The organism is Staphylococcus sp. HMSC056G08 (assembly GCF_001812305.1).
Taxonomy (GTDB): domain Bacteria; phylum Bacillota; class Bacilli; order Staphylococcales; family Staphylococcaceae; genus Staphylococcus; species Staphylococcus simulans.
Window position 1 is genome coordinate 1 of record NZ_KV808507.1, and the last position, 7,971, is coordinate 7,971.

The following is a 7,971-nucleotide window of genomic DNA, read 5'->3' on the forward strand; positions in this document are numbered from 1 at the left end:
TTACACTCTGAGGTGTGCCGTCGTATAACCAAGGTCTTTTAGCACGTTTGCGTTCTTCTCTCTTTTTCCTTGCATATTCTTGTCGTTGCTTTTCTTCTCTGATCAAACGACTTGTATAGCGTTCACCTATAATCTTTCTGTTTTTAAAAACCAAAACATTTTTAGGCAATGCTCGATGTAACGGTTTTTGATTTTTTGAAATCACACGTTTCAAACCTGATATATTAACCTTCATCTCGATTAACTCATCCACAGTATCGGATGGAATAAGTATTTCATCTTCACCGCGCATAACTTGCAGACAAATTAAATCATCAAACAAAATATAGTCCGGTGGATAACCGATAGCGTCATCAAAATTCCAACCTTCATTCAAACGTTGTTGAACCGTGTTTTTATTTAATCTGAATTGTTTCATTTGTGTTTCTTGATGTGCATAAATCGGAATTTCTTTACCATTAAGCGTCAGTTTTTTACCTTTTCTTTTGGCATAAAGCACACCTTCTAATAAATCTTTGCCGCGCAATCCTCTTTTGTAACGCGTACTCAATGTGGTAGCATTAACACCTGTTTGTCTCGATAACTCAGTGAAGTTGATACTGCCGTTAGCTTTTCTTGGATATTCCATTGTCTGTCCTCCTATAATAATCTCTCTACATCTTCAACTTGAAATTCATCCATGTACTTTTCTAGTTCGTCACGAATTTTATTAATCAAATACTCTTCCACATCTTGTAAATCAGTGTGTTTGTGGACTGTAGCTTTGACTTTTGCGGTAAACGTAGCTTTTACTTTGAATTGCATTTCTACGTCGTCATTGTCGATATTCAATTAATCACCTTCTATTTTTATACATAATATTCATGTTATTTTGCATATTTATGCGGTCGCAAGTTACGTTTTAGTTACATTTTTAAAATCCAAAATGTAACCGGCTTATCCTTACTCTCCCAAGGGATTTACCATTCGGGTCACAAGTTACATTTTACTTTGCTCATTCTCCTGCAAAATATTACATTTTGTTTTTTGTGACAGGTTACGTTATATTTTTAAAAGAAACCAATATATATACTACTTTTATAGAAATAAAGTTAAACTTTGTAACCGAAAGCTGAAAACGTAACGGAGAGTAAGGCTCAACCCAGTTACGTTTTAGTTACATTTAGTTACGTTTCTGAAAAAAATGTAACTCAAAACGTTGATTTGACGGGATTTTTGATTTTTTGAAAATCATCATTTTTGAAAACATGTAACACCGATTAAATTCATTTTTAGGGGAGATAAGTGTTTCATGGTTTCATTTCTAAATGTTGAATTTAGTCTTAAGAGAATGTATATTTTTATGGTCTAAATGTATAATTTCGATTTGATCACTGATTGTAGATTTAACTATAATTTTTGTACAATCTAAATCTAATTCAATTTTTAAAAAGTTATTAGGATCTTTACCGATACCATGCTCCAGTCTGTCATACGCTCCTTGTACTATGAAAGAGGTTTTTGTCAAATATACATCCGCCAGTTGATGTAATTTTTCAATAGGTGTTTTACGTGTCCCTTTTTCATAACCGTGAATCATAGCTCTATTTATATCAGTTACATTTTCAACATCTCTTAAGGACAAACCGATCATTTCTCTGTACCTTCTCAATGATTGACCTAAAGCAATTCGATATTCCTGTTCTTCTCTGCTCAGCATACTCTCAACTCCTCAATCTCATCTTCCATTGCTTCGATTTTCAATAGAAGCTCACGGTTAGTTTGTTCAAGATAATAAATATACTCAGCCGAATCTTTAATCAGCTCATCTTTCATCTCGTCGCCGAAGTGATTTTCAAATCTCCACTTTGTATCGTAATAGCGTTCTTCTTGAGTCACGATTGCACCTCCTCATCATTTTTGTCTATTTCTACATAAACCCTTTGTGTTGTGCCGTTGATTTTTTTACCTTTAACAACAAGTCCGTAGTTTTTTTCTATGGTGTCTTTGACCTGCTTTTTGGATTGTGCATTTAAATCATTCTCTTCTGCCCATGCTTCGTATTCGTCATAAATCTGCTTAGGTTTCATGTGAAGGAAATCGTTACGTTCGAAATCTTGAAGATATAATAAGAAGTTATTATTTTCTTCGTGATATTGATCGTTGAATTGCTCAACGACTTTAGATGTTGTAAACCTTTCATTCTTATACAATCTCTTATACGCTTCGATGATTAATCTAATCCAATATTCCAATGCTTTTTGAGTAGTCAGCTTTTGAATAAAGTTCTTTTCTTTTTTAGCGGGTTTAGTGTAAATAGGCAGCCACATTACACGACGTTTATACGAATCTCCTTTTTCCCAAGATTTCAGAATATGGTTACTGGTAAATATCAAGCTCAACGTCATTTCAACTTCTGTTGCTTGTTGAAACAATTGACGTGTGCTTACAAAGTCGCATGTGCTAATGTTTTTTAAAGCCTTCATTTGCTTGTTATTAATAGGTTCATCTTGAATATCGTCACCAAGATTGGCTAATTTACCTTGCATTGTGACAAAATAACGTTCATCGGCCATATCTCCGATAGATAAACCGCTGCAGTTTTTACGATTCAATATAGCTCTTATAATGGTTAATAAAGTACCTTTACCATTTCCGCCGTCACCGACAAATATAAAGAATTTTGCTAACATACGTTTGAACTCTTTATTGATAACCAATGTATGTGCTAAAACTTCTAAAATCAGCTTCTTATATTCTTCATCATTGTTGCTCAAATGGTTTAGATAATCGTCTACGACTTTCACTGCTTCAGCGTCATAGTGGTAATCAATATCTATGTGGTAAGGTGTAAACGTCTTACTTTCCATTTCGTAAAAATTACCTTCATGGAGATAGCCGTTATTAAAGTGGATTTCAAAAGACTCATCGTCATCTAGTGTTATAATTGGAGCCATGAGTAGAAGTTGTTTGTAAACCTCTTCAACGTTCCTACTGTCTTTCTGATCTAAAAACTGATGTATTTTCCTTTTCAGCATATTTTCATCATTGATGAACTTACCTTCATCATCTCTGAAGAACAAAACGTTGTTGTAGAACCTTACGTAGTATTGGTTAACTAGAGATTTAGCGATAGTGTCAAAACTCATGTCTTTAGTGTCTATAGCTTCGTCTCTTGCGATAGTGCTTATTTCATCGTTAGGAAGCTTTTCAGCGAACACAAACTCATTTATGAAGTTTAGTATCTTTACAGTATCTTTGAGCGAATAGACAGCCATTTTGTGCTTATATAACGCATCGTTTCTACCGTCTGATTCACCCATACCTAGCAGGTTATTTTTAATCTTTCTGTTCACTTGAAAGATTTCAGGTAAGTTCTCTCTGACACCTTCGTTGTCGATTTGTCTTAAAACTCCGTTACGTTTGACTGTTACTGATTTTGTGTTTTTAATGTGTTTGTATTCGACAGGAAAACCTAAAGCACTTATTCCGTTAGCACCTTTGAAGTTTTCAGGTTTTTTAAAATAAAAATGTACACCTCTGTCTGTCCAGACTGTTTGTGTTTCTATATTGAAGAATTGAATAATAGCGTGAATAACCTCTTTCGGCACATCGTCTATATCAATTACTAAATCTTTATCAGTAAGTTTGATGCCGCAATCCTCAAAACTATCCGATGTTTCCGATTCATCAGCGTTCTTACCTGCATGTTTTTTGCCTTTTTCGTATTCAACAAAGGTCAAATCGTTCACCTCTTTCTAATCTAACCTTTGGTTTAACTTGACCAAGCATTCCAACCTTTTGTTAATTTATCTATGATAATCTCTAAATAATGGTTCAAATCGATATTTCTTTTGAACTCGTCGACATCAATTTTTGATAAATCATCATTGAACACCCACATGTTTTGAGGTGTGTTTGGAAATTTTGTAATACCTCCGTCAAGTCTGCGTTTGACTAATGTTACACTTTCTTTTTTAGTGGGGAAAATCCTATTAATACGCTGGTACTCTTTATCATATTGATCAAATGTGCCTGCGAATTTACGTGATGATTGTAAAATATATTGATATAAAATAGGATTGTCTAAGTTTTCAATTAGTGTTTTTTTAGGGTCTTTCTTAAACAATAAGTAGTCTGTAATTGCTATATCTATGATTCTAGCCGTGTTGGCTTTAAACCAATTGTTATCGTGATAGTTATTTACATCTCCGCCTTTAGTTTTGATAGCTCCTGATGGCTCTAAGGCTACGTAGTTATTCACATCTTTTTGTATAAAGTGAGTAAATTCATCTTCTTCAAGTGTTAATTTGAAATCTTGTTCCCATTCTCGCCAAACATCTTTGTATTCTTCACTGTCAGTAATAAACGCAACGCCGTCCGTGTTGATATTGATAATCTCACAAGATTTGGATAGTCGTTTGCACAAATCATACAATGCGATTTGACCATAGAAACACACTGATTTCTGCTTGTTAGGATCATATAAAAGTGAATACTGATTATTTAAATTTCCATACACACTGTTTAAAACAAGTTTCAAGGCATCTGATAGAGTTTTATCTTTATGTTTCACTTCTTTACGCTCTTGTAAAATGTCTTTATAAATCTTAGTAGCACTTTCTAAACCATTGATATTAATCAATATTGAAGGGTACATCGATGTTACGTCTAAAAGTTTCACATTCTTCACATCTTGTTTAGTCTTATTGACTCCGTGAAGCCCTCCAAACCCAAACTCAATGTTGCAGCCGAACTCGTCGATTGTTACAGCGCCTTTGTTTTTGTTCAACCATAATTCTTGAACCTTTTCAGGTACTAAAGATAACATTTCTAGATTTTTTTCATGTCTTAACTTATTCACATCTTTGTGTAAACGAATGCTCGACCATTTAGTCAAAGGTCTATCTGTAAGTACGTTTGCGCTGATAGTTGTAGTATTCCATCTATCTGCTTTAGGGTTGTTCAATCTATCTACTAGCGACCATTTAGGCATGAAGTATGACTTTTTTCTTCTTTTGTAAATATCTATAGTCACATCAACGTCGTATCTACAATAATCAATCGCTTCTTCAAGCTCTCCAGGTGTCAAAGCTCTATCGATTGTAAAATCAACACTTGATTCTAATATCATCTTGCCGGCGTTACCTTCGACTCTTTTAAGCGAAGGTTTACTGACATCGATTTGTTGGAACGTATCGAGTGTTCGAGGTAATAGATTGTTAAGATAAGCGTGTCTTTTACCACCAATGATTTCATCATTGATCTGTTTAATTTTTTCAGGAGTATATCCGTTTAACATATTACTTAGAATTTTGTCATCGTAGAAATGATTGTTATAACCGACTAAGACTTTATTTTTTATTAACTCTGCTATACCGTTAAAGTCGTTGTGGAACAAACCTACTTCTTTTTTATTAATGTCCTTAAACACAACAAAAGTGTTGTGTTTAAAGACTTCAATATCATAAAACAATAAATCTTCATCTTTAACTGCTGCTGATTGCATTCAAATCACCTGTTCTATTATTTATTCCATTTTGGTTTTTTAATCTCTGCGTATGCATGTTTACCGAATGCTACTTTGACTTCTACCATAATATCGTTACCTACAATTTCTTCAGCATTATCGATAGTCACACCGAATTTATCTTCAAATTTACTGTATTGAGCATTTTGTTTATTAGGATTTACAAACCATTGACCTAAGCTTTCTTTATAGTCCGAATACATCATTTTAGACTCGTATGTTTTTCCTTCATGTTTAAATCTGATTCGAATTCCTTTACCGTCATCTTTAACCTCTTCAATAGTTGTTTGGAAGATGTCTCCTTCCATATCTTTATTTAGTTTTTCGACTACATCTACTTCCCATAAAGAACAGAAACGATCGTATACATAAATGTCATGTTCTTGACCTACTGCTTTATTCAAATCTTCGAAAGTTACGCCGAAATAATCTTGAGCATGTTTTTCAGCGCGTTCTGCCTGTTCGGCGTCTTCGACCATTTTTTTAGCGTCTTTATCGAACTTTTTACTAAACAACTTAACTTGTAGGATGTGACCTTGCTCTTTGTCTAAGAATGTTAGTATTGCTACACCTTCGTTATATTCAACTTCCTCTAATGGTAATGAATGTCTTACTTCAGTATTGTTTACCATAATTAAAAACTCCTTTAATATTTTTTATATTTAAATTCAATATTGTTTTGTTCTAAAAGCAACTTAACAATTTGAGCGTCTTTATTGTCTTCGATTGTAAAAACGTGATGTGAATTTACTACATCTTTCTTTGTTTCAAGTTCAGATAGTTTCTTTTCTCTTTCTTTGCGCTTGTTGACGATTTCAAAAGACATCGATAAATCTTGAGTATCTTGGTAAGCTATGATTAAATCTTCATAATCATCAGATTGGCGAATAATATCTATGTTTCTTTTGTTCTTTTCTAGCCAATCGACTAAGTCTTTTTCGACTTTTGTCATAGAATACGATTTGTTTAAATGTTGTGGTTTTATGAAGTCAGCAAACCCTAACAGTTTTTCAAAATCATAATGTCGGATTCTTTTGTCAAAAATCTGAGCAATAGCTTTTTTCTTATCTTCTCGTTCTTTTTCTACTAACTGACGCTCTTGTTTTCTGACATGGTTAACAGCTTCATCGATGATTTGCTTAATTGTTTTAACCTGCGATTCAAAGTTAGTATACGGTTGCAAGATTGTTTTTTTTGACATCTTTTCTAGCGTCTTCAATCTCTTTCACGCGTTTATTCATCTGAGCCATTAAGTCTTTAGCTTCTTTAATATTGGCTTCATTAACTTCAACATCTTTAACATGTTCAGCTAAGTTTTGAGCTTGGCTTAGTAATTCGTCATATTCTTCAAATACAACACTTCCTTGAGTTGTGGTAATGTTGAACTCATGATGTTTTGTTAAATCGTTCATGTGATCACTCCTTTAATAAAATCTTTCAGACTTGTGTAATTCTATTAACTCAGAGTCTCTGTCCCGTCGATTGAGATAATAGAATGTTTTACAATCCTTAGTGCTTAAATGCCGTAGCCCTGAAGCGTAAGGGTCATATCCGTAAGTTTTAACTTTACCTCTTGCTTTTTCTAGTTTGATTTCGTCGTAATTTGATTCTAAAAATAGAAAATCATATTTCTTCTTAGGCGCATTATCCAATGAGTTTGTATCTGTCGCGTAAATGATTTCGTAGTTGTCAAAAGACCAAATATAACCGTAGGTTAAGACGTCGTGACTGCATTCAAAAGCTTCAAATACATAATCTTTAAGCTCCAATGGATAACCTACATTGATGATGTGATCTACACCAAAAACTTGAGCGACCTCATAGTTACCTACGATGTTAATATGTGGGAATTCTTGTTTGATTCTTTTTAATGTCGAAGGTTTTATATGGTCAGAATGTATGTGTGTTAGTAACATAACTTTCACATCATACAAATAATCTTTAAGTTTACTAAACGCAATACCGCAATCTACCAATACATCGTTGATTAGAACAGCATTACCTTTAGAACCTGATGCTATGATTCGGTAGTTCAATCTTTACATCCTCCTGTTTCAAATATTCCAGATGTCATCGGTGGTTTTAATCTCACCGGTCAATATTTGCTCTATAGTTTTAACGCATTGTTTTTGATATTCTTCGCTGCTGTCACTGCCGACAATCACATGTTGAACGTCTAAGTCTTTTCTATATGTGAATACTAGTGTTTGCTTTTTATCATAATTAGAGTATTCGATCGTACCTTGTACATCCGACTCATCTAACATGTCTATAAATTCATGTGAATATTTTTTAAGGTCCATGTAGTACCTCCTGTAAAAATTTGTTATGATAGAGATGTATATTTTCATCTCTTACTGTTAGCAATTCGCGGTTGCTAGCAGTCTTTTTTTAATATTTGAAAGTAAATAACGTGATATACTCTTCTCCGTCATCGACTGCTTCCTCTGTTTCATCTTCTT

11 protein-coding genes are annotated in these 7,971 nt (G+C 33.6%); all 11 read right to left on the reverse strand.

Annotated elements, in window-relative coordinates:
- On the reverse strand, positions 1-628 hold a 628-nt coding region (locus HMPREF2846_RS09855; protein ID WP_070626546.1), incomplete at its 3' end, for a hypothetical protein.
- Between the two features lie 11 nt (positions 629-639).
- Positions 640-831 (reverse strand): hypothetical protein, encoded by a 192-nt coding sequence (locus HMPREF2846_RS09860; RefSeq protein ID WP_070626439.1) that lies wholly within the window; start codon positions 829-831, stop codon positions 640-642.
- Positions 832-1,303: 472 nt separating this feature from the next.
- Positions 1,304-1,699: a helix-turn-helix domain-containing protein gene (locus HMPREF2846_RS09865; protein WP_070626547.1), complete on the reverse strand. Its 396-nt coding sequence runs from the start codon at positions 1,697-1,699 to the stop codon at positions 1,304-1,306.
- Positions 1,693-1,878, reverse strand: coding sequence for a hypothetical protein (locus HMPREF2846_RS09870; protein ID WP_070626548.1), 186 nt, complete (start codon positions 1,876-1,878; stop codon positions 1,693-1,695). The genes HMPREF2846_RS09865 and HMPREF2846_RS09870 overlap by 7 nt, the downstream gene beginning before the upstream one ends.
- Positions 1,875-3,731 (reverse strand): DUF5906 domain-containing protein, encoded by a 1,857-nt coding sequence (locus HMPREF2846_RS09875; protein ID WP_083309997.1) that lies wholly within the window; start codon positions 3,729-3,731, stop codon positions 1,875-1,877. The genes HMPREF2846_RS09870 and HMPREF2846_RS09875 overlap by 4 nt, the downstream gene beginning before the upstream one ends.
- A gap of 23 nt (positions 3,732-3,754) precedes the next feature.
- Complete coding sequence (locus tag HMPREF2846_RS09880) at positions 3,755-5,488, reverse strand: hypothetical protein (protein ID WP_070626550.1); 1,734 nt, start codon at positions 5,486-5,488, stop codon at positions 3,755-3,757.
- 17 nt (positions 5,489-5,505) lie between these two features.
- Positions 5,506-6,141: a hypothetical protein gene (locus HMPREF2846_RS09885; protein WP_070626551.1), complete on the reverse strand. Its 636-nt coding sequence runs from the start codon at positions 6,139-6,141 to the stop codon at positions 5,506-5,508.
- Positions 6,142-6,155: 14 nt separating this feature from the next.
- Positions 6,156-6,710 carry a DUF1351 domain-containing protein gene (locus HMPREF2846_RS09890; RefSeq protein WP_070626552.1) on the reverse strand — a complete coding sequence of 185 codons (555 nt, stop codon included), beginning with the start codon at positions 6,708-6,710 and terminating at the stop codon, positions 6,156-6,158.
- Positions 6,676-6,921, reverse strand: coding sequence for a DUF1351 domain-containing protein (locus HMPREF2846_RS09895; protein WP_070626553.1), 246 nt, complete (start codon positions 6,919-6,921; stop codon positions 6,676-6,678). The genes HMPREF2846_RS09890 and HMPREF2846_RS09895 overlap by 35 nt, the downstream gene beginning before the upstream one ends.
- A 12-nt stretch (positions 6,922-6,933) precedes the next feature.
- Positions 6,934-7,545: an MBL fold metallo-hydrolase gene (locus tag HMPREF2846_RS09900; protein ID WP_070626554.1), complete on the reverse strand. Its 612-nt coding sequence runs from the start codon at positions 7,543-7,545 to the stop codon at positions 6,934-6,936.
- Positions 7,546-7,563: 18 nt separating this feature from the next.
- On the reverse strand, positions 7,564-7,812 hold the full coding sequence (locus HMPREF2846_RS09905) for a hypothetical protein (RefSeq protein ID WP_070626555.1): 249 nt from the start codon (positions 7,810-7,812) through the stop codon (positions 7,564-7,566).
- Positions 7,813-7,971: the final 159 nt, after the last annotated feature.

Coding starts and splice junctions, on each gene's coding strand:
- HMPREF2846_RS09885 (WP_070626551.1), bottom strand. CDS start 6,141: ATGGTAAACAATACTGAAGTAAGACATTCATTACCATTAGAGGAAGTT.
- HMPREF2846_RS09890 (WP_070626552.1), bottom strand. CDS start 6,710: ATGTCAAAAAAAACAATCTTGCAACCGTATACTAACTTTGAATCGCAG.
- HMPREF2846_RS09895 (WP_070626553.1), bottom strand. CDS start 6,921: ATGAACGATTTAACAAAACATCATGAGTTCAACATTACCACAACTCAA.
- HMPREF2846_RS09905 (WP_070626555.1), bottom strand. CDS start 7,812: ATGGACCTTAAAAAATATTCACATGAATTTATAGACATGTTAGATGAG.
- HMPREF2846_RS09880 (WP_070626550.1), bottom strand. CDS start 5,488: ATGCAATCAGCAGCAGTTAAAGATGAAGATTTATTGTTTTATGATATT.
- HMPREF2846_RS09865 (WP_070626547.1), bottom strand. CDS start 1,699: ATGCTGAGCAGAGAAGAACAGGAATATCGAATTGCTTTAGGTCAATCA.